The following is a 20130-nucleotide window of genomic DNA, read 5'->3' on the forward strand; positions in this document are numbered from 1 at the left end:
CGGCCGATGCATGGGGCGTTCCGTGCCTCGGCATTTCCAACGTTCGAAGAAATCAAACGTGTTGGACTTAGTGCGGCCGACGAAGACAAGGGAACGTTACCAGTCGTGCATAACACGATGAAAGTCGGCTACTTGCTCGACATGCCGATCAACCGGATGTCTGTCAGACTTCTCGGCTGAATGTCTGCTTTCGCAGCGGACCATGGGTCTATTCGCCTACTTCGTTGCTCGGCTATCAGCGTTAATCGAGCAGGAAGTTTAGCCTCCACGCGCAGCCTTTTTTGCTCCGTCGTTGTTCGATCCCGGTTCCATTTGAGGCGGACGGGCCTGACATCGAAAGCAACGTTGGTCACGGAAACTTATTGTTCAAGTACAGTAGCTTAAAAGAAATTCACCGAATCCGCGCAGTCATGAGGTCCGGAGAATATCGGCTCTGAGAGACCGCTTCCGGGCCTCTTGGTGCCGGGGCCAGTGCTCAGCCCCTCCCGCATAACCCTCTCAAACAACGGAAAAATCCGGCCGTAGCCGGCTCGGGAGAACGCTTTCGCGAGGGCAAGTGGCGGAGTGGAAGGGATTCGAACCCTCGAGACGGTTTCCCGCCTGCACCCTTAGCAGGGGTGTGCCTTCGACCACTCGGCCACCACTCCGCCGACCCGTTTAGCGGGAGTGTCGGGGGTCGGCAAGGGCAATCTCGTTTCCAAGGTCGCTGTTTTCATGGCGAAAAGCAAAGGGGGACCCGAAAGCCCCCCGCGAAAGATCGGATACAGCCGAACTGTTCATGCGTTGAACAGGAAGTGAAGGACGTCGCCGTCCTTGACCTCGTAGGTCTTGCCCTCGACGCGGAACTTGCCGGCCTCCTTGGCGCCCGTCTCGCCCTTGTAGGCGACGTAGTCGTCATAGGCGACGGTCTCGGCGCGGATGAAGCCGCGCTCGAAATCGCCGTGGATGACGCCGGCGGCCTGCGGTGCGAGCGTGCCCTTGCGGATCGTCCAGGCGCGTGCCTCCTTGGGGCCAACGGTGAAATAGGTCTGAAGGCCCAGAAGCGCGTGACCGGCACGGATCAAACGGTCGAGGCCAGCCTCTTCCAGACCCATCTCTCCCAGGAACATCTCGGCTTCCTCGTCGTCGAGCTGGCTGATCTCTTCCTCGATCTTGGCCGAGATGATAACGATCCCCATCCCCTGCTCTGCCGCCATCTTTGCGACGCGCTCGGACTGGCTGTTGCCGGTGGCGGCCGAGGATTCCTCGACGTTGCACACGAACAGGACGGGCTTGGCGGTCAGCAGTTGCAGCATGTTCCACTGCTTGCGATCGTCTTCGGACACCTGAACCGTGCGCGCGGGCTTGCCCGCCTCAAGCACGGCCAGCGCGGCCTTGAGCAGCTTCTCCTGCTCGACCGCTTCCTTGTCGCCGCCCTTGATCTTGCGCGAGATATTGGCGAGGCGCTTCTCGATCGACTCCATATCGGCGATCATCAGCTCGGTCTCGATGGTCTCGGCATCGGCGATCGGATCGACGCGGCCTTCGACATGGGTCACATCGCCATCCTCGAAACAGCGCAGCACATGGGCGATGGCATCGACCTCGCGGATGTTCGCGAGGAACTGGTTGCCCAGGCCTTCACCCTTGGACGCGCCCTTCACCAGACCCGCGATATCGACGAAGGTCATCCGCGTCGGGATGATCTGCTTGGAGCCCGCAATCGCTGCCAGCTTGTCGAGGCGCGGATCGGGCACGGCCACCTCGCCCACGTTCGGCTCGATGGTGCAGAAAGGGAAGTTGGCGGCCTGCGCGGCGGCCGTTTTCGTCAGCGCGTTGAACAGCGTCGATTTGCCAACGTTCGGCAGCCCGACGATCCCCATCTTGAAGCCCATGATCTTTCCCTTTCAATCGTTGCGCGCCTCATACGCGGGCAAGGCCCTCAAGGCAAGTCGCGCCCCCTTTCGGCATTGATTTTCCCGTCCCCATGCCGCAAACCGCTTGGGATGAATTCCAAGGGGACGCCATGACTCGCATCGACGCCAAATTCGCCGCGCTCAAAGCCGAAGGTAAACGGGCCTTCGTGGCCTATATCATGGCGGGCGATCCGGATCTGGACACCTCGCTTGAGGTGATGAAGGGGCTGCCGGGCGCGGGCGTTGACGTGATCGAACTGGGCCTGCCCTTCACCGACCCGATGGCCGACGGCCCGACGATCCAGCTGGCGGGTCAGCGCGCGCTTGATGGCGGTCAGACGCTGCAAAAGACGCTCGACATGGTTGCGGCCTTCCGCGAGACCGACGCGACCACCCCGATCGTGATGATGGGCTATTACAACCCGATCTATAACCGCGGCGTGGACCGGTTCCTGACAGATGCCAAGACCGCAGGCGTCGACGGGCTGATCGTGGTGGACCTGCCGCCCGAAGAGGATAGCGAGCTGTGCCTGCCCGCGCGCGAGGCCGGGCTGAACTTCATCCGCCTCGCCACGCCCACCACCGATGACAAGCGCCTGCCGAAGGTGCTGCAAAACACCTCGGGCTTTGTCTATTACGTTTCGGTCACCGGCATCACCGGCAGCCAGGCCGCGCAGGCCGCCGAGGTCGGCCCCGAGGTCGCCCGCATCAAGCGCGCCACCGACCTGCCCGTGATCGTGGGCTTCGGCATCAACACGCCCGAGGCCGCGCAAACCATCGCCAGCGTGGCCGATGGCTGCGTGGTGGGCTCCGCCATCGTCAAGGAGATCGGGGCGGGCAAACCCGTCGCCGAAGTGCTTGCCAAGGTTGCCGCACTGGCCTCGGGCGCACACGCGGCCTGAGGTCGGGGACGCGCTTGCGGTGCGGCCCGCGCGCTCTATAGTGAATCCGGTTCACATCAGGAGCGGCAGATGGGCAAGAAGCACGACAAATCCGACGACAAGGCCAAGCCGCCCACGCCGCTGGCCGCCGACATTCCTTTTGTCGGCGACATCACCCGCTATCTGACCGACGAAGCGCCCGAAACCGTGCGCACCGCGATCACGGACGCGAAGAAAGACGAAATCCTTTCGAAATCATATCCCTACCGGGAGGAGATGTCGAAAAAGGCCTATGAGCGGCAGATGGAGGCGCTTCAGGTCGAACTGGTCAAGATGCTCTGGGATCTCAAGGCCACGGGCAAGCGCCTTGCCGTGATCTTCGAGGGACGCGATGCCGCTGGCAAGGGCGGCACCATCGCCCGGATGAGCGAGAACCTGAACCCGCGCTCGGCCTATGTGGTGGCCCTGCCCAAACCGACCGAGCGCGAGGCGACCCAGTGGTATTTCCAGCGTTACGTCGATTGGCTACCCGCCGCGGGCGAGATCGCGATGTTCGACCGCTCCTGGTATAACCGCGGCGTGGTCGAGCATGTCTTCGGCTTTTGCAAACCCGAGCAGCGCGCGCATTTCTTCGCCCAACTCCCCGATTTCGAGAAGATGCTGATCGAGGAAGGCATCATCCTGGTCAAGCTCTGGCTCAGCGTCGATCGCGCCGAGCAGTTACAGCGCTTCCTCGACCGCGAGAAAGACCCGCTGAAGCAGTGGAAGCTGAGCTGGATCGACGTCGAGGGCCTCAAGAAATGGGATGCCTATTCCGAGGCGATCAACGAGACGCTGGAGCGCAGCCACAGCGATCATGCGCCCTGGACGGTGATCCGCTCGGACGACAAGATGCGTGCCCGGATTGCCGCGATCCAGACCGTCCTGCACCGCGTGAATTACGCGAACAAGGACGCACAGACTATTGGTGTTGTTGACGAAAACATCTGCGGCGGCCCTGGAATCCTGAATGACTAAGCAGGGCTATCACCACGGCAATCTGCGGCAGGCCCTTGTGCAGGCCGCGCTAAAGCTGATCGCCGAGCGCGGCCCGACCGGGTTCACCCTGTCCGAGGCCGCCAAGGATGCGGGCGTGACCCCCGCCGCCGTCTATCGCCATTTCGCCGGGCGCGACGATCTGATAGCGGAATGTGCGCGCCAAGGTTATGCAATTTTCGCCGACCTGCTCGAACATGCCTGGAACGCGGGTAAACCCTCGTCTCTGTCCGCGTTTGGCGCGGTCGGGCGGGCCTATCTGGCCTTCGCGCGCAAGTTCCCCGGTCACTACATGGCGATGTTCGAAAGCGGCGTCGTGCCGAACCGCAACCCGGAGCTTTCGGCGCAGGCGCAACGCGCCGAAACCGCCATGCACCGAGCGACGGAGGCGCTCTTGCGCGCCATCCCCGAGGGGCGCCGCCCGCCTGCAGCAATGGTGGCCGCACATGTCTGGGCGATGGCGCATGGCGTGGTCGAGTTGCACGCCCGCGCCGCCCCCGGTTCGCGCGCGCCCTATGACCCCGAGGCGCTGCTTGAATCCGGCATCGGCATCTATCTGCGCGGCCTTGGGCTGTTGCCCCCCGACAGCTGAGCGCGCTAGGTCAGCGCGTGCCAGAGCGCCCAGATCCCGAAGGCCCCCATCATCACGCTGGAAATCCGCGCGGTCCATTGCGCGAAGGCCTCGGGAAGGCGGTGATGGAGCGCCGCGACCAGACCGGACAGAAAGACCCACCACAGCATCGAGCCCGCGAAAACCCCCGCCACCACCGTGACCGAGGCCCCGACCGAGGCCGTGCGCGCTAGCCCCAGCCCCGCGAAGATCGCAGCAAAGCTGAGGATCGTCGCCGGGTTGGTCATCGTCAGCGCAAAGGTGGTGAGCGTCGTCGCCCAAAGTCCGCGCACCTCGGGCGCGGCGGCGGCACGCACAGCTCCCCCGCCCGCGCGCGGCCAGCCGCGCCAGGCCAGCCACAGCAGAAACGCCCCGCCAACCAGCCCAAGCGGCCCGCTGATCTTTTGCAGCACAGCCGCGAAGGTGGCAAACCCCGCCGCCGCCGCCGCCGCATAGCTCGCATCGGCCAGCGCCGTCCCCAACCCGCCTGCGACTCCTGTCGCGAAGCCGCGCGCCAGTGTGCGCTGGATGCACAAGGCGCCGATCGGCCCAAGCGGCGCCGCGATCGCCACGCCCATCGCGATGGACTTCCCTAGAAGCAAAACAGTGCTCATGCGATCCCCCGGTAGCGGAAGGGCGGCTCAACGACACTCGAAAGCGCAAGGTTTGTCTCGGACCGCGCGATCCAGCCGCCCGCTTTCAGCTCGGACAGGAAGGCCTCGACGCCGTCAAGGCTTGGGGCGCGGATCTGCACAAGGTAGGACCAGGGGCCGGTGACATGGTGGCAGGCGGTGACGCCGCGATGCGCCGCCATGGCAACACGAAACGCGGCCTCGTCCACTTGCGGCGCCAGCGCGACCCAGACAAAGGCCGCAACCGGCAGGCCGATCTGCTCGGGCGCGACATCGGCCATTATGCGGCGCAGCACGCCACGCTCGCTCAGCCGGCGGATACGCTCATTCACGGCCGAGGTGGACAGGCCAACCTGCGCCCCGATCTGCGCAAGCGAGAGCCGTGCGTCCTTCGACAAGAGCGTCGCGATCTTATGGTCTACTTCGTCCAATTCAGTAATCCTTGCGGAATTTATCTGCATCTACAAAAATATTTATCGCACAGCACGTATTCCATAGCATTTCTCACGGCGCCGCAAACTTTCCTGCACAGCGCACGCCCGGCTACCGGATTCCGCAATTCTTCCCGCGCCTCCATTGACCAGCACTGCCTCGCCGTGCCCAATTCGCAGGCTTCCAGCGAAAGGCCCCGTCATGCGCGTGATCACTGCACTGATTCTGCTTCTATGGGCGGGCATCGCCTCGGCCGAGCCTTTCCCGAATTACCAGAGCCTGACGGTGAACGATTTCGCCGGCATCCTGCCGCCCGAGGTCGAAGAGCGGCTGGACCAGAAGCTGAGCGACCTGCGCACCCGCACCGGGATCGAGGCCACGGTGGTGACACTTGTCTCGCAAGACGCCTACGACCCGGCGCCCTCGCTTGAGACCTTCGCGACGCGCCTGTTCAACGGCTGGGGGATCGGCGACCCCACACGCAACGACGGGATCATGATCCTCGTGATCAGCGCCGATCGCGCGATGCGGATCGAGTTGGGCGCGGGCTACAACCCAGAATATGACATTCCTGCGCAGGATATCGTCAACCGGATCATGCTGCCCGCCTTCCGCGACGGGAGGCTGCCCGAGGGCATCGATGCCGGGACCGACGCCGTGATCAGCGAGATCGCCGAGCGTTATGCCGATGGCCAGCCACCCGGTTCGATTCCAAAATCATCGAAAGGCAACGTGAGCTTCATTGCCCTGATCGCGATGGGGATCGCGGCGCTGATGGCGCTGCGCAGCCGGATCTGGCAGGCGATGGGGCGGGTCTGCCCCTGCCCCGGCTGCGGTCATCGCGGCATCACGCGCAACCGTGTTGTCGATGAGCCCGCCAGTCGGGCCTCGGCCGGACGCGGGCACTGGGATGAAAGCTGTCCGAATTGCAGCTGGACGCGCACCAAGCCCTTCACGATCCAGCGCAAGGGATCGGGCAGCCGCAGCTCGTTCGGTGGCGGGCGTTCGTCTGGCGGCGGCGCCAGCGGGCGCTGGTAAATGCAAACGGCGGCCACCGAGGCCGCCGTCGCTATGATCCGGTTGGATCAGAAGTTGAAGGACGCCTTCATCGAGAGGGTCGTCATCTCCAGATCCTCGCCCGAGCCGTCGAAGTCGTCGCCCTTGTGGTACATAAGCTCACCACCGAGGGTCCAGGCATCGCTCATCTTGTAGTTGGCACCAAGGCCCACGGCTGGGATCACGTCATTGTAGCCCGTGCCGCCAACATCCGCGTGCACATAGGCGGCGCCAAGGGTGCCGTAGAGCAGCCAGTCGCCCTGGTCGATACCACCGATGGCCTTGATATGGCCAAGCCGGTCAATCGAATTCCCCTGACCGAAATCCAGATCGGCCGCGCTGTAATCCACCTCGACCCCGGTCACGAAGCGCCCGAGATCATAGAGGTAACCCGCGTGGACACCGCCGAAGGCACCGTCGCCATCCTCGGCGCCGAAATCGCTGCTGCCATAACCAAGCTGGCCACCGGCGTAAAAACCAGTCCAGTCGCCACTCTCGGCCACGACGGGTTGCGCAACCACCGGGGCGGCCTCGACAACCGGAGCGGTATAGCCGCCAGCCTGCGCAGCACCCGCCATCAGGGCGATCATTCCGCCAGCCACCATAATCCGTTTCATCGCATTTCTCCTGTAAGACGCTGGCCGCAACGAGCGCGACCGATGCGGACTATACGCCAGGGCTTTTCCATTCCGGCGTCACGTCCTTTCACGAAATGCGGCGCGCGTCGTGATATGAGACTGGACAGCTGCGGCCCCTTGCCCGTAAATGAACATATGTTCATTTCATGGGAGGACGGAATGGAACTCGGCCAAGTCTGTGCGATCGTCACCGGGGGGGCATCGGGCCTGGGCGCCGCCACCGCGCAATATATCCGCGAGATGGGCGGCAAGGTCTGCCTGTTCGATCGCGACAGCGCGCGCGGCACCGAATTCTCGTCCGAGATCGGCGCGAGCTTTGCCGAGGTTGACGTGACCGACGAGGCCTCGGTCCTGGCGGGCATCGCGCTCGCGAAAACGGCCATGGGCGCGATCAACACGGTCGTCAACTGCGCCGGTATCGCGACGGGCGAGCGCGTCGTGGGCCGAGAGGGTCCGCACCGGCTTGAGACCTTCGCACGCACGATCAACATCAACCTGATCGGCTCGTTCAACGTGCTGCGCCTCGCGGCGGCCGAGATGGCCCAGAACCCCGGCCCCGAGCGCGGCGTCATCGTCAACACCGCCTCGATCGCGGCATTCGACGGCCAGAAGGGTCAGGCGGCCTATGCGGCCTCGAAAGGCGGGATCGCGGGCATGACCCTGCCGCTCGCGCGCGACCTGGCCGCGCAGGGCATCCGCGTCTGCGCCATCGCGCCGGGTATTTTCGCTACCCCGATGATGAAGGGCCTGCCACAGGATGTGCAGGACAGCCTTGCCGCCGAGGTCACCTTCCCCAAGCGCCTCGGCGATCCGGCGGAATACGCGCGCCTCGCGGGCTTCATCATCTCCTGCGGTTACATGAACGGCGAGGTCATCCGCCTCGACGGCGCACTGCGGATGCGCTGAGCGGTCCGGGCAGGGCTAAAGCTCCTGCCCGTTCAACCGCCGCGCCAGTGCCGCGCCAAGCGCGGCCGAGCTTTCCTCATAGACCACGTCGAACGCCTCGAACTGTGCCCGGATCAGATCCTGACCGGACTTCGAGGCGTTGAACTCGGCAATCTGAGTCATTTCCTCAAGGCTTAATGGCGAATAGGCCATGAACAGGTAGCCCTCGATCCAATGCGTGACGTCAGCGCGGATCTCGGGCTCCTGCGCGGCGACATCGGCCAGCATGTCGGTCTCGGTCACTTCGTAGGGGAAGGCGCCACCCTCGGCCATGGCGCGGTAGAAGGCCAGATTGGCGTTCAGCCCACCCATCACGTTCGGCTCGATTAGGTCGCCCGCCTCCATGATCCCGCGCACGGCGGCCAGGCGCGGATCGCGCTTGGCATCGGCCTCTTCTGCGGCCCAAAGCGCCGCCTCCTCGACCGACGGGTCCAGCAGCGCACGCCGCGCCGAGATCTCCAGACCGATCATGCGTTGCCCAAGGTCCGAGGCAAGCCAGCCCTCGATCGCGGGTTGATCCGCCTGGGCAAGCCCCTCGGCTAGCAAGGTGTCATAGCGCGGACGCAGGGCGGCCGGATCGTGGATATCGGAAACCTCTCGCTCCCACAGCGCATCGCCGGGCGCGCCCATGATTTCCTGCATCAGATCATCGCCATAGGCCAAGCCTTCCTGCTGCAACACGTCGAACAACTCGCCCGTGTGCAACAGATCCGAGATCCGCGCCGGATCGGCCCGCAGCGCCGCCGTGGGGAGCGCCGAAACCAGCAAGGTCAGCGCCACCCGCGCCATCACGCCCCGCCCTGCCCTCAAGAATCGCCAAGCCATCCGTCGCCCCAAGAAGCCTTTGCCCATCGCTACCGTGCGCCCAATAGCCTGCCAAGGAAAACCCCAAACCCCAACGAACACAAGGCTGAGACCGCTTCGCCGCAGGGGCTGAAACCGGCCGCAAAAAAAGTTTCAAAAAAGCGGTTGCAACCGCCCTATCGGCAGGCTAAATCCCGCCCACACGACGACCACCGATGCGGAGAGGTGCCGGAGCGGTCGAACGGGGCGGTCTCGAAAACCGTTGTGGGTGTGAGCCCACCCAGGGTTCGAATCCCTGTCTCTCCGCCACTTTCCCTCGATTTGAATTCTTAATACAGCAAGTTTAGCGGTCGATACCTTGTTCCGCACTCAAGAGAATTTGCTGTTGCGGGTGATGAGCGACGTTCCGCTAAGAACCCGAGCACTAGCTATCTCCCTCACGGCTAACCGAGGGAACTTTACTGCGCCAGCGCACTCCGTCGAAACGCTCTTCGATGACATTAGTCAGCGCCCCACGAAGGCTGTTGGCCGCGCTGCCGACACCAACATCTATCTTCGAAAATTCACTTGTACTGCACGATCACAGAAAGGAAGTCTTCCTTGCTGGTGACGACGGTATGGTGCCCACGTCCGTGCTTATCCTCCATGTGCCAGACATCGCCGGGGCCAATATCACGAAACTCTCCATCGCTTGCGGTCACGCGTACCGTGCCCTGCAGGCAGATCAATTTCTGCGCCACGGGTGTGGGATGAATTGGTTCATTCCAACCAGCTCTTAGCCGCAGGAACACCAGCTGTTTGACGGGCTCAGGCTCTGAAATCTCGATGGCTTTGGCCGGAGGCGCGAATATCCGCTCTTCGAGCAGAACATCTACGTCCGTCCAGTGACTCTCCCCATCAGAAGACGAGAATAACTTTTGATACTTCATGCGTTGTCCCTCAGAGCGATCCCGGATTACGGCATTTCACCTGCCTGCAAAATCGGCTGTCAGAAGCGGGCCGGTCATACTCAGAACGCGGACCAGACTGAGACCGAGGTCAGTCCCAAACTTAATTTCCGTAACCCTCAGCTTCGAACCCGCCGCGGAATGCCGCAACTTTTAAATTGTCATTCAACTCCCTTTCCGCCCAGCCGTGAATTAGCCCAGGCATGCAAGTCGAGGCATCATTGCCAGATCGCTTGGATCAATCATTGTGCCCCTCCCCATGCCCGAGGATGCCACGGAGGTCCGCACTGTGTCGACCCAGACCCGAAATAGGATGTCTGTTCGGGCTCAACACTGCACTTCGCCGCGGCAACACACGATGGCTCACTTCTTGGAACTTGCGTCAGATTGACATCGCGACACAGCGTGATTGACCAAGGGAGCCGTTGCCTACACCTTGAATCGCCACCAACCCGAGCCCGTCGCCCGGCTTGGAAGAAAAGCCCATCATTCCACCGAATTTCCCGAGTGCGGAGCATGGGCTCAAAGGTGGTAACCTTGATCCTTTGAGCGTCAACGAGGCACCGGCCATCGATGCCTTTCGCACAAATTTCCGGCAGATGCCCGAAAGTAGCGCGCAAGCGCCGCCAGATCGGCGTTTTCGATGGAGCATGCGCCTGCGACGGCTAAGCTTGCCTTGAAACGGCAACAAGGCTCGGCCCATGGCGATCTACGCATCTATCCACCACCTGACTCATTACAAATACGACCGCCCTGTCACGCTTGGGCCGCAGATCATCCGGCTTCGGCCCGCGCCGCATTCGCGCACGCGTGTGATTTCGCATTCGCTGAAGGTCTCGCCGGGTGGGCATTTCGTGAACCATCAGCAGGATCCCTACGGCAACTGGCTTGCGCGCTTTGTCTTCCCCGAGCCGGTGACCGAGTTCAAGATCGAGGTCGACCTGGTCGCCGACATGACCGTTTACAACCCGTTTGACTTCTTCGTCGAGGAAAGCGCCGAGCACTGGCCCTTCGAATACCCCGAGGAGTTGCGCGACGACCTGGTGATCTACCGCGCGCCGGAACCCGAAGGCCCCCTTCTTGCCAAGTTCATCGGCAGCGTCGATTTTACCAAGACGCGCACCGTCGATTTCCTTGTGGATCTGAATGCTCGGATCTCGCGCGAGGTGAATTACACGATCCGGCTTGAGCCGGGCGTGCAGGAACCTGATGAAACGCTTGGAAAAGCCTCGGGCTCGTGCCGCGATTCAAGCTGGTTGCTGGTGCAGACGCTGCGCCATCTGGGCTTTGCCGCGCGCTTTGTCTCGGGCTACCTGATCCAGCTCAAGCCCGACGTTGAGGCGCTTGATGGCCCCTCGGGGACCGATCACGACTTCACAGATCTTCATGCCTGGTGTGAGGTCTACCTGCCCGGCGCCGGCTGGATCGGGCTTGATCCGACGTCGGGACTGCTGACCGGCGAGAGCCATATCCCGCTGGCCGCAACGCCGCATTATCGCAATGCCGCGCCCATCGTGGGCGGGTTTTCCTCGGCCGGTGCGCCCGAGGTCGATTTCAACTTCGACATGCAGATCCGCCGCGTGGCCGAGCATCCGCGCATCACCAAACCCTTCTCGGACGAGGCATGGGACCGGCTGAACGCGCTTGGCCGCAAGGTGGACAAGGAGCTGGACGCGGGCGACGTGCGCCTGACGATGGGGGGCGAGCCGACCTTCGTCTCTGTCGATGATTTCGAAAGCGCCGAGTGGAATACCGCCGCCGTTGGCCCGCAGAAACGCGGCTTGGCCGATGACCTGATCCGGCGGCTGCAATCGCGCTTCGCGCCGGGCGGCTTTCTGCATTACGGTCAGGGCAAATGGTATCCGGGCGAAAGCCTGCCGCGCTGGACCTTCTCGCTTTACTGGCGGCGTGACGGCCTGCCGGTCTGGCGCAACCCCGACCTGATCGCCAGGGAAGCCTCGCCGCGCAAGCTGGGAGCCGCCGAGGCGGGCAAGTTCATGGCGGGATTTGCCGAGAAGCTTGGCCTTGATCCCGGTTTCGCGCAGCCCGCTTATGAAGATCCGGCGGAATGGATTCTGAAAGAGGCGCAGCTGCCCCCGAACGTCACCCCCGAGAATTCGAAACTGAAAAACCCAGAAGATCGCGCACGTTACGCGCGGGTCTTCAACCGGGGTCTGAGCGAGCCCTCGGGCTACATCCTGCCGATCCAACGCTGGTGGCAATCGGCGGACAAGCCGTCGAACTGGCGCTCTGAGCTGTGGAAGCCGCGGCGCGGACATATCTTCCTGGTCCCCGGCGACAGCCCGGTGGGCTTCCGCCTGCCGCTTGCGTCTCTGCCCTATATCTCGCCCGCGCAATACCCCTATTCCTACCCCGCCGACCCGACCGTGCCGGTCATGCCCCTGCCCGATTACCACGCCGTGATCGAAGAGCGCCGCCGCAAGGTTCAGGAAGAGATCGAGCGTATCAAGCGCGAGGATACCGAGCGCGCCGAGATGATCCCGCCGGTCACGCCCGGCCATACGCAGGGCTCGACCCCCGGCGCGGCCGAGGCCGAGCGGCAGCAGTGGGTGCCGCAGGGCGCGCATCTTGGCGAAGGCGTCGACCCGACGGGCGGATGGGTGCGCACCGCCATTGCGCTTGAACCGCGCGACGGGCGGTTGTGCCTCTTCATGCCGCCCTGCGACACGCTCGAAGATTACCTAGAACTGATCGCCACGGCCGAGGCCACCGCCGCCGATCTGAACCTGCCCATCCATATCGAGGGCTATTCCCCCCCGCACGACCCGCGCCTGAACGTGATCCGCGTGGCGCCCGATCCGGGCGTGATCGAGGTCAACATTCACCCCGCCCATTGCTGGGACGATTGCGTGGCCACTACCGAGGCTATCTACGAAGAGGCCCGTCTGTCGCGCCTTGGCGCCGACAAGTTCATGATCGACGGGCGCCATACCGGCACAGGCGGCGGCAACCATGTCGTCGTCGGCGGCGCGACGCCCAATGACTCGCCCTTCCTGCGCAGGCCCGATGTCCTGAAGTCGCTGATCCTGATTTGGCAGCGCCATCCATGCCTGAGCTACCTGTTCTCAGGCCTCTTCATCGGCCCGACCTCGCAGGCCCCGCGCATCGACGAGGCGCGCCACGACACGCTTTATGAGCTTGAGATCGCGCTGTCGCAGATCGGCGATCCGGTCAACGGCGGCCCCCTGCCCCCGGCGTGGCTGGTGGACCGGCTGCTTCGCAACATGCTGACCGATGTCACCGGCAACACCCACCGCGCCGAGATCTGCATCGACAAGCTCTTCTCGCCCGACGGCCCGACCGGACGCCTCGGCCTGGTCGAGTTCCGCGGCTTCGAGATGCCGCCCCACCCGCGCATGAGCCTTGCCCAGCAATTGCTGCTGCGCGCCATCATCGCGCGCTGCTGGAAAGCGCCCGTGCAAGGCCGCCCGGTGCGTTGGGGCACGGTGCTGCACGACCGCTTCATGCTGCCGCATTTCCTGTGGGAGGATCTGCTCAGCCTGCTCGCCGACCTCAAGCACCACGGCTTCGAGTTCGACCCTGTCTGGTTCGAGGCGCAGGCCGAGTTCCGCTTCCCCTTCTGCGGCCAGATCGAGGCCGAGGGCGTGCATCTTGAGGTCCGGCAGGCGCTGGAGCCCTGGCATGTGCTCGGTGAAACCGGCGCGATCGGCGGCACCGTGCGCTATACCGACAGCTCGGTCGAGCGGTTGCAGCTGAAACTGACGACGCTGCATCAAGACCGCTATCGCGTGATGTGCAACCGCCGCCCGGTGCCGATGGCGCGTACCCAGACCTCGGGCGTGGCCGTGGGCGGCGTGCGCTTCAAGGCCTGGCAACCGCCCGAAGCACTGCACCCGACGCTGCCGATAAACACACCCCTGACCATCGACATCTACGACGACTGGACGGGCCGCGCGCTGGCAGGCTGCACCTATCATGTGGCCCATCCCGGCGGGCGCAACTACGACACCTTCCCGGTCAACGCCTATGAGGCCGAGGCCCGCCGTCTGGCGCGGTTCGAACCCTACGGCCATGCGCCGGGCTGCTACACCCCTGCAACCGAGGTTCCGCACCCTGAATTCCCATTGACGCTTGACCTCAGGCGCCCGATAGGGCTCGTCTGAGGGAAGACACAAGGAGCATCATGGCCGAAACAGCGCAGCACAGCGAGGCACCGGATCTGTTCGCGGAATACCGCCTGACCCCTGGCGTCGCGGACGAGCTGTTCGATGCCCACGGCCAGATGCGCCCCGTCTGGCGGCGCTTCGTCGATCGCTTCGCACGGCTGTCCCCCGAGGATATCGCCGCGCGGTTCGAGCGCGGCAACCAGTATCTACGCGATGCGGGCGTGTTCTTTCGCCAGTATTCCAACGACCCGCTGACTGAACGCGAATGGCCGCTCTCGCATATCCCGGTGATCCTGCACGAGGATGAGTGGGAAAGGATTTGCACCGGCCTGTCGCAGCGCGCCGATCTGCTGGAACAGGTGCTGGCCGACCTGTACGGGCCCGCCCGGCTGGTCAGCGAGGGGCATCTGCCCGCCGAACTGGTCGCCGGATCGCGGCAATGGCTGCGCCCGATGGTCGGGGTGCCGCCGCGCGGCGGGCATTACCTGCATTTCCTGGCGTTTGAGATCGGCCGCTCGCCCGACGGGTCGTGGTTCGTTCTGGGCGACCGCACGCAGGCGCCCTCGGGCGCGGGCTTTGCGCTGGAAAACCGCATGGCCACCGGGCGCATCTTCCCCGAGCGGTTTCCCCGCGCGCATATCCACCGGCTGGCGGGGTTCTTCGGCGCATTCCGCACCTCGATGGAGCGGCTGGCCCACGGCCAGGGCCGCGCGCGCGCCAGCGCGATCCTGACGCCCGGCCCCTCGAACGACACCTATTACGAACACACCTACATCGCCCGCTACCTCGGCATCCCGCTGCTTGAGGGCGAGGATCTGCTGGTGCAGAACGGCCAGGCAATGGTGCGCACGATCGAGGGGCCGCAGCCCCTGGGCGTCCTCTGGCGGCGGATCGACGCGGCCTTCGCCGACCCGCTTGAGCTGGACTCGGGTAGCCAGATTGGCACGCCCGGGATCATGGAGGCGATCCGGCAGGGCAATCTGGCGATGGTGAACGCGCTCGGCTCGGGCGTGCTTGAGATGCGCGCCATGATGGCCTTCCTGCCGCGCATTTCCGAGGTGATGACGGGCAAGCCGCTCGCCATGCCCAATATCGCCACCTGGTGGTGCGGCGGCGCACAAGAACAAAGCTATGTGCGCGAGAATGCCGCGCGGATGCTGGTGGATTCGGCCTATGCCTGCGATCTGCCCTTCGATCTGGGCTCGCAGGCGGCCATCGGTGGGGCTTTCCGTAGCCAGTCGCGGCAGAACCTTTCGGACTGGCTCGCGGCTGATGGGCACCGGCTGGTCGGGCAAGAGGCGGTGACGCTGTCCACCACCCCGGCCTGGGTCGAGGACGGCGAGGACGGCCATGGCCGCGTCCTGCCACGTCCGATGACGGTGCGGGTCTTTGCTGCCCGCACGCCGCAAGGCTGGATCTTCATGAAGGGCGGATACGCCCGCATCGGGCGCTCGGGCGATACCACGGCGCTGGCGATGCAGCGCGGCGGATCGGTGGCGGACGTCTGGGTGGTGTCGGACCGGCAGGTGCCTCAGGAAACGCTGATCCCGCGCGAAACCGATGTCGCGCTGCGCGCGGCGCCCGGCATCCTGCCCGCGCGCTCGGCCGACAACCTCTACTGGCTTGGCCGCTATGTCGAGCGCACCGAGGACACGATCCGCATGGTGCGCGCCTATCATCTGCGTCTTGCCTCGACCGACAAGCCCAACGATCCCAGCCTGCGCGAGATTGCCCGCTTCGTCGCGCGCAACGGCGTCGATCTGCGCGATCCGATCCCGGACGCCCTGATCAACAATATCGAGTCCGCGCGCAGTTGTGCCTCGAAGGTGCGCGACCGTTTCTCGACCGATGGATGGTCGGCGCTTGGTGATCTGGCGCGCACAGCGCGCGCCATGCGCAAGACCGCCAAGCCCGGCGATGATGCCGCGCGCGCCATGAGCGTTCTGGTGCGCAAGATCACCGGCTTTTCCGGCCTCGTGCATGAAAACATGTATCGCTTCAGCGGCTGGCGCTTTCTTAGCTTCGGTCGGGCGCTGGAACGCGCAGACTCGCTCGCGGCGATGCTGGGGGCGTTCGCCAACCCCAAGGCCCCGCCCGGATCGCTCGACATCGCGGTCGAGGTGGCCGACAGCGTCATCACCCACCAGCGCCGCTATCGGATCGAGACCACCCGCTGCACCGCCGTAGATCTGTTGGCACTGGATGGCGACAACCCGCGCGCGATCCTGTTCCAGATCGAAAGGATTCGGCGCCTCGCATCGGAATTGCCCCATGCCTCCGACAACGGCCGGCTGGCCGAACTGTCGCGCGCCATCGTCCCGATTGAGGCCGCGCTGAGCGTCGCAACCCCGACCGAGATCACCTCGGCAAAGCTGGACGAGTTGCGGGCCGGGTTCTCGCAGATCTCGGACCTGCTCACCTCGGCCTATCTGCGGTAGGGGGCGGCATGCGTTACGATATCCGTCTGACCATCGAATATGCCTATGCTGCGCCCTCGGATCATGCGCGCAACCTTCTGCGGCTGCTGCCGTCGGATATCGCGGGCACGCAGCGCGTCACATCGCGGCTGCTCAGCACCGATCCAATGCCGGACGAGCGACGCGACTGTCTCGATTTCTTTGGCAACGCGACGACCTCGGTCGCTTGGCATCAACCGATCGACGCCGTCTCCCTGACGCTGCGCGCAACCGTCGAACGTTTCACCCCGCGCCCGATGCTCGACCTGTCGCCGCCGCTCGCGGCCCTGGCGCAGGAGATCGGCGAAGTGCAAAGCCTTCGCTCTGACGCGCCGCACCATTTTCTGGGCGCCTCGCCCAGGATCGCCACGCAAGACGAGATCACCGCCTTCGCGCGCGAGCGCCTGAAGCCCGGTTTTTCCGCCCTCGAGGCCGTGACGCAAATCGGCCGCGCGCTGCATCGCGAGATGCGCTTCGACGCCGAGGCAACCACCGTGGACACCACCCCCGCCGAGGCTTTCGCCGCTCGCCACGGCGTTTGCCAGGACTTCGCGCAGGTGATGATCGCGGCGCTGCGCGGCATTGGTATTCCGGCGGGCTACGTCTCGGGCTTCCTGCGCACCTTCCCGCCGCCCGGTCAGCCCCGGCTTGAAGGGGCGGATGCGATGCACGCCTGGGTTTGTGCCTGGGTGGGTCACGATATGGGCTGGGTGGAGTTCGACCCCACGAACGACCAGTTCGCGGGTCTCGATTACATCACCGTGGCCACAGGGCGCGATTATTCCGACGTGGCACCCGTGCGCGGCGTCATGCGCACCGCTGGCGCGCATGAGACCCGCCAGGCGGTCGATGTCGTGCCGCTAGACAAAGGTTGAAGCCGGCGCGGATTGGGCGTTTGATGGCAGCGATGACAAACGCTCACGCCCCCTTTTCCGAACCACATCCCGAGGTCCTGCCGCTCGGGCTCGATGGCGTGTTGGTGCGCTTTGCGCTGCGCTTCGATGCGGGCGCCAACCGCGCCGCCCGTGCGCTTGTCGCCTCGCTTGAGGCCGCACCCCTGCCCGGCCAGGTCGAGTGCGTTTCGGCGCTGGCCTCGACGCTCGTACGCTTCGACCGCATGGCGACAACGCGCGCCTTCATCGAACAGGCGCTGCGCGAACGTCTGCTCGATATCGCACATACCCCAACGCACCCCGAGCGAATCTGGCGCATCCCGGCCAGTTTCGGCGGCGAGAACGGCCCGCAACTCACACAGGTCGCGCAGATCGCCGGGCTTGGCGAGGCCGCGCTGATCGACCAGCTTTGCGCAAGCCCGCTTGACGTTCTGGCCATCGGTTTCGCCCCAGGCCAGCCCTATCTCGGCCTCTTGCCCGCGAATTGGGAGATGCCGCGCCTGAGCGCCCTGACCCCCGAGGTGCCCGCCGGGGCCATCGTGACCGCGATCCGCCAGATCGTTCTGTTTGCCAATGCCTCGCCCACCGGGTGGCGCTGGCTGGGGCGCTGCGCCTTCCGCCCCTTCCAGTTGCACGCCGAAAACCCGGTGCCGCTGCGCGCAGGCGACGGCGTGCAATTCATCCCCGTCGAGCACAGCGCACTCAGCGCTATTGAGGCCACCGGCGACCCGATGGGCGGCGCCCGGCTGGAGCGCGCATCGTGAGTGGCTGGCTCGACATTCTCAGCATCGGTCCCAGTGTCACGGTGCAAGACCTCGGCCGTCCGGGGCATCTGGCTCAGGGCCTTAGCCCAGGTGGCGCCACCGACCGCCGCGCGATTTACGAGGCGGCGGCCCTGCTTGGCCAGGCCACCCCGCGCGCCTGCCTTGAGATGGCGGGAATGGGCGGGCGGTTTCGGTTGACCCTTGATACGCGGATTGCCCTGACCGGCGCACCGATGCGCGCGCTGCTTGAGGGCGAGGCGCTGCGCTGGAACGCCTCGCATCTGCTGCCCGCCGGTTCGGTGCTGGACATTGGCGCCTGTGAGAGCGGCGCCTTCGGTTATCTCAGCGTTGGCGGAGGGCTGGCCTGCACGCCCCTGATCGGCGCCCAATCCGCCCATCTTGCGGCGGGCATCGGGCACCGGCTGCAACCCGCAGACCGCCTGCCGCTTCTTGCCGACCCCACGCCAGACGCGCCATGCCTTGCCTTGACGCCCGAGCCACGTCTTTCCGGCGGAACCCTGCGGGTCATCCCCGGCCCACAAACAGCGCTATTTAGCGCGGACGAGCGCGCGCGGTTCTTCGCCACCGCCTTCACCGTCACGCGCGGCAACCGTCAGGGCGTGACCTTGGCCCATTCCGGCGCACCCTTCGCGCCCGAGGCCGCAGGCTCTCTCGTCTCCGACCTGATCACCTCGGGCGATATCCAGATGACCGGCGCAGGGGTGCCGATGGTGCTGCTGGCCGAATGCCAGACCGTCGGCGGCTATCCGCGGCTTGGCACCATCCTGCCCGTCGATCTGCCGATATTAGCTCAGGCAAGCCCCGGAACCACGCTGCGCTTTCGCGAAATTGGTCTGCCCGAGGCCGAAGCCGCCAGTCCGCCCGAAAGCCAGTGGCTGGCGCCGCTCCGGCGTGCCTGCCAGCCGCTTATCCGCAGCCCGCATGACATCGCCGACCTGCTTGGCTATCAACTGATCTCAGGCATGGTGCGCGGCGACGAGGAGGGAACATGAAGGTCGATCTGAACGCCGATATGGGAGAGGGCAGCGGCTCGGACGCTGAACTGCTTGAGGTGATTACCTCGGCCAATATCTGTTGCGGGCTGCACGCTGGCAGCGCCGGGCTGATGGCGCAGACCCTGCGCGCGGCGGCGGCGGCGGGTGTTGGCCTTGGCGCCCATCCGGGATTTGACGACCGCGCGAATTTCGGCCGCACCCGGATGCATCTTTCTGCCAACGAGCTGGCCGATCTGATCGCGTATCAGACCGGGGCCGCGCGGGCCGTGGCCGAATCTAACGGATTGAAACTGCGTCACTTCAAGCTGCATGGCGCGCTGTCGAACATGGCCTCGGAAAATGCCGCGATGGCCGAAACCTGTTATCGCGCCGCGCTGGCGGTGCAGCCCGATCTGGTGCTGATGGTTCTGGCTGCAACCGCGCAGGAGCAAGTCGCGCGGGCGTTGACGCATCAGGTCGCCGCCGAGATTTTCGCCGATCGCGCCTATAACCCTGACGCGACGCTGGTCGATCGCCGCCTGCCCGGCGCGGTCCTGCATGACCCCGATTTCGCGGCCGAGCGTATCCTGTCGATGCTGCGCGAAGGCGCGATCATCGCCGAGAACGGCCACCGCATCCCCTCGCGTATCGACACGATCTGCCTGCATGGCGACACGCCCGAGGCGGTCGCCATGGCCCGCGCGCTACGCGCGAGGCTAGAAGGTGCGGGTGTCACACTTAGCGCGCTTTAACGCTCGGCGAGCCAGGCTGCGATATCGGCCGCCGCTGTCGCTCCGGGGGAGTGGTGCGTGGCGATGAACGCCTCGAGCCGCGCCGCGCGGGCCGCACTGTCGCTGGCCGCGAAATCCGGCCCGAGCCGGGTCAGAATGACGGACGGGTCGCGATGGCAACGCGCACAAGCGCGCTTATAGGCAGCTTCCCCGGCGAGCGAATCCGCAGCCCAAGCGGGTGCACCAACAAGCAACAGAGAAACCAGAA

At 65.0% G+C, this 20130-nt stretch carries 19 protein-coding genes and 2 tRNA genes; 13 read left to right on the forward strand and 8 right to left on the reverse strand.

Translation table 11 applies throughout. The features are described 5' to 3' along the window. Window positions 1-6: 6 nt before the first annotated feature. Window positions 7-180, forward strand: a complete 174-nt coding sequence (locus tag LZA78_RS04790) for a hypothetical protein (RefSeq protein ID WP_233675803.1) — start codon at window positions 7-9, stop codon at window positions 178-180. A 377-nt stretch (window positions 181-557) separates the two neighbouring features. Here the strand turns inward: LZA78_RS04790 and LZA78_RS04795 are convergent. Both LZA78_RS04795 and ychF read right to left on the reverse strand, forming a co-directional pair. Further along, window positions 558-647: transfer RNA gene (locus tag LZA78_RS04795), tRNA-Ser, on the reverse strand. A 129-nt stretch (window positions 648-776) separates the two neighbouring features. Continuing rightward, the gene (ychF, locus tag LZA78_RS04800; RefSeq protein ID WP_233675804.1) at window positions 777-1874 is read right to left on the reverse strand and encodes a redox-regulated ATPase YchF; all 1098 of its coding nucleotides are present in this window, start codon (window positions 1872-1874) and stop codon (window positions 777-779) included. Window positions 1875-2005: 131 nt separating this feature from the next. On the opposite strand from ychF, the gene trpA reads away from it, so the two are divergent. From trpA to LZA78_RS04815, 3 genes are all read left to right on the forward strand, one after another. Continuing rightward, entirely contained in the window at window positions 2006-2797 is a 792-nt protein-coding gene (gene trpA, locus LZA78_RS04805; RefSeq protein ID WP_233675805.1) for a tryptophan synthase subunit alpha, read from the forward strand. 69 nt (window positions 2798-2866) lie between these two features. Further along, window positions 2867-3793 carry a polyphosphate kinase 2 gene (ppk2, locus tag LZA78_RS04810; RefSeq protein ID WP_233675806.1) on the forward strand — a complete coding sequence of 309 codons (927 nt, stop codon included), beginning with the start codon at window positions 2867-2869 and terminating at the stop codon, window positions 3791-3793. Further along, a complete protein-coding gene (locus tag LZA78_RS04815) occupies window positions 3786-4403 on the forward strand; it encodes a TetR/AcrR family transcriptional regulator (RefSeq protein ID WP_233675807.1) in 618 nt (205 codons plus the stop codon). The genes ppk2 and LZA78_RS04815 overlap by 8 nt, the downstream gene beginning before the upstream one ends. Window positions 4404-4408: 5 nt before the next feature. Here the strand turns inward: LZA78_RS04815 and LZA78_RS04820 are convergent, their stop codons facing one another. Together LZA78_RS04820 and LZA78_RS04825 are read right to left on the reverse strand one after the other, a co-directional pair. Then, complete coding sequence (locus LZA78_RS04820) at window positions 4409-5035, reverse strand: LysE family translocator (RefSeq protein WP_233675808.1); 627 nt, start codon at window positions 5033-5035, stop codon at window positions 4409-4411. Continuing rightward, the gene (locus LZA78_RS04825; protein WP_233675809.1) at window positions 5032-5484 is read right to left on the reverse strand and encodes an Lrp/AsnC family transcriptional regulator; all 453 of its coding nucleotides are present in this window, start codon (window positions 5482-5484) and stop codon (window positions 5032-5034) included. The genes LZA78_RS04820 and LZA78_RS04825 overlap by 4 nt, the downstream gene beginning before the upstream one ends. Window positions 5485-5692: 208 nt before the next feature. On the opposite strand from LZA78_RS04825, the gene LZA78_RS04830 reads away from it, so the two are divergent. Next, window positions 5693-6523: a TPM domain-containing protein gene (locus tag LZA78_RS04830; protein ID WP_233675810.1), complete on the forward strand. Its 831-nt coding sequence runs from the start codon at window positions 5693-5695 to the stop codon at window positions 6521-6523. A gap of 47 nt (window positions 6524-6570) precedes the next feature. On the opposite strand, the gene LZA78_RS04835 is transcribed toward LZA78_RS04830, so the two are convergent. Continuing rightward, the gene (locus LZA78_RS04835; RefSeq protein ID WP_233675811.1) at window positions 6571-7158 is read right to left on the reverse strand and encodes an outer membrane protein; all 588 of its coding nucleotides are present in this window, start codon (window positions 7156-7158) and stop codon (window positions 6571-6573) included. Window positions 7159-7338: 180 nt separating this feature from the next. Here LZA78_RS04835 and LZA78_RS04840 point away from each other — a divergent pair, with 180 nt between their 5' ends. Further along, a complete protein-coding gene (locus LZA78_RS04840; protein WP_233675812.1) occupies window positions 7339-8085 on the forward strand; it encodes an SDR family NAD(P)-dependent oxidoreductase in 747 nt (248 codons plus the stop codon). Window positions 8086-8100: 15 nt separating this feature from the next. Here LZA78_RS04840 and LZA78_RS04845 read toward each other — a convergent pair whose 3' ends face one another. Further along, window positions 8101-8949, reverse strand: coding sequence for a DUF2059 domain-containing protein (locus tag LZA78_RS04845; RefSeq protein WP_233675813.1), 849 nt, complete (start codon window positions 8947-8949; stop codon window positions 8101-8103). A gap of 198 nt (window positions 8950-9147) precedes the next feature. Between LZA78_RS04845 and LZA78_RS04850 the strand changes: the two genes are divergently transcribed. Continuing rightward, a tRNA-Ser gene (locus LZA78_RS04850) sits at window positions 9148-9237 on the forward strand. Window positions 9238-9491: 254 nt separating this feature from the next. Here the strand turns inward: LZA78_RS04850 and LZA78_RS04855 are convergent. Beyond that, window positions 9492-9857 carry a cupin domain-containing protein gene (locus tag LZA78_RS04855; RefSeq protein ID WP_233675814.1) on the reverse strand — a complete coding sequence of 122 codons (366 nt, stop codon included), beginning with the start codon at window positions 9855-9857 and terminating at the stop codon, window positions 9492-9494. Between the two features lie 719 nt (window positions 9858-10576). Here LZA78_RS04855 and LZA78_RS04860 point away from each other — a divergent pair. From LZA78_RS04860 to LZA78_RS04885, 6 genes are read left to right on the forward strand one after another with little or no spacing between them, the layout of a single operon-like run. Then, a complete protein-coding gene (locus tag LZA78_RS04860; RefSeq protein WP_233675815.1) occupies window positions 10577-14020 on the forward strand; it encodes a transglutaminase family protein in 3444 nt (1147 codons plus the stop codon). 20 nt (window positions 14021-14040) lie between these two features. After that, window positions 14041-16461, forward strand: a complete 2421-nt coding sequence (locus LZA78_RS04865; protein ID WP_233675816.1) for a circularly permuted type 2 ATP-grasp protein — start codon at window positions 14041-14043, stop codon at window positions 16459-16461. An 8-nt stretch (window positions 16462-16469) separates the two neighbouring features. Beyond that, the gene (locus LZA78_RS04870; RefSeq protein ID WP_233675817.1) at window positions 16470-17354 is read left to right on the forward strand and encodes a transglutaminase family protein; all 885 of its coding nucleotides are present in this window, start codon (window positions 16470-16472) and stop codon (window positions 17352-17354) included. Between the two features lie 32 nt (window positions 17355-17386). After that, window positions 17387-18136, forward strand: coding sequence for a 5-oxoprolinase subunit B family protein (locus LZA78_RS04875; protein WP_233675818.1), 750 nt, complete (start codon window positions 17387-17389; stop codon window positions 18134-18136). Then, window positions 18133-19149, forward strand: coding sequence for a 5-oxoprolinase subunit C family protein (locus tag LZA78_RS04880; RefSeq protein WP_233675819.1), 1017 nt, complete (start codon window positions 18133-18135; stop codon window positions 19147-19149). Before LZA78_RS04875 ends, LZA78_RS04880 begins: the two co-directional genes overlap by 4 nt. Further along, window positions 19146-19883: a LamB/YcsF family protein gene (locus tag LZA78_RS04885; protein WP_233675820.1), complete on the forward strand. Its 738-nt coding sequence runs from the start codon at window positions 19146-19148 to the stop codon at window positions 19881-19883. The genes LZA78_RS04880 and LZA78_RS04885 overlap by 4 nt, the downstream gene beginning before the upstream one ends. On the opposite strand, the gene LZA78_RS04890 is transcribed toward LZA78_RS04885, so the two are convergent. Further along, complete coding sequence (locus LZA78_RS04890; RefSeq protein ID WP_233675821.1) at window positions 19880-20116, reverse strand: hypothetical protein; 237 nt, start codon at window positions 20114-20116, stop codon at window positions 19880-19882. The two genes, LZA78_RS04885 and LZA78_RS04890, sit on opposite strands and share 4 nt — an antisense overlap. Window positions 20117-20130: the final 14 nt, after the last annotated feature.

Source organism: Rhodobacter flavimaris (assembly GCF_021378075.1).
In the GTDB taxonomy this organism is placed as follows: domain Bacteria; phylum Pseudomonadota; class Alphaproteobacteria; order Rhodobacterales; family Rhodobacteraceae; genus Rhodobacter; species Rhodobacter flavimaris.

Excerpts from the sequence above, each read along its gene's own strand:
- LZA78_RS04790 (WP_233675803.1), top strand. The coding sequence starts at position 7 with ATGCATGGGGCGTTCCGTGCCTCGGCATTTCCAACGTTCGAAGAAATC.
- ychF (WP_233675804.1), bottom strand. The coding sequence starts at position 1,874 with ATGGGCTTCAAGATGGGGATCGTCGGGCTGCCGAACGTTGGCAAATCG.
- trpA (WP_233675805.1), top strand. The coding sequence starts at position 2,006 with ATGACTCGCATCGACGCCAAATTCGCCGCGCTCAAAGCCGAAGGTAAA.
- ppk2 (WP_233675806.1), top strand. The coding sequence starts at position 2,867 with ATGGGCAAGAAGCACGACAAATCCGACGACAAGGCCAAGCCGCCCACG.
- LZA78_RS04815 (WP_233675807.1), top strand. The coding sequence starts at position 3,786 with ATGACTAAGCAGGGCTATCACCACGGCAATCTGCGGCAGGCCCTTGTG.
- LZA78_RS04820 (WP_233675808.1), bottom strand. The coding sequence starts at position 5,035 with ATGAGCACTGTTTTGCTTCTAGGGAAGTCCATCGCGATGGGCGTGGCG.
- LZA78_RS04835 (WP_233675811.1), bottom strand. The coding sequence starts at position 7,158 with ATGAAACGGATTATGGTGGCTGGCGGAATGATCGCCCTGATGGCGGGT.
- LZA78_RS04840 (WP_233675812.1), top strand. The coding sequence starts at position 7,339 with ATGGAACTCGGCCAAGTCTGTGCGATCGTCACCGGGGGGGCATCGGGC.
- LZA78_RS04845 (WP_233675813.1), bottom strand. The coding sequence starts at position 8,949 with ATGGCTTGGCGATTCTTGAGGGCAGGGCGGGGCGTGATGGCGCGGGTG.
- LZA78_RS04855 (WP_233675814.1), bottom strand. The coding sequence starts at position 9,857 with ATGAAGTATCAAAAGTTATTCTCGTCTTCTGATGGGGAGAGTCACTGG.
- LZA78_RS04860 (WP_233675815.1), top strand. The coding sequence starts at position 10,577 with ATGGCGATCTACGCATCTATCCACCACCTGACTCATTACAAATACGAC.
- LZA78_RS04865 (WP_233675816.1), top strand. The coding sequence starts at position 14,041 with ATGGCCGAAACAGCGCAGCACAGCGAGGCACCGGATCTGTTCGCGGAA.
- LZA78_RS04870 (WP_233675817.1), top strand. The coding sequence starts at position 16,470 with ATGCGTTACGATATCCGTCTGACCATCGAATATGCCTATGCTGCGCCC.
- LZA78_RS04875 (WP_233675818.1), top strand. The coding sequence starts at position 17,387 with ATGACAAACGCTCACGCCCCCTTTTCCGAACCACATCCCGAGGTCCTG.
- LZA78_RS04885 (WP_233675820.1), top strand. The coding sequence starts at position 19,146 with ATGAAGGTCGATCTGAACGCCGATATGGGAGAGGGCAGCGGCTCGGAC.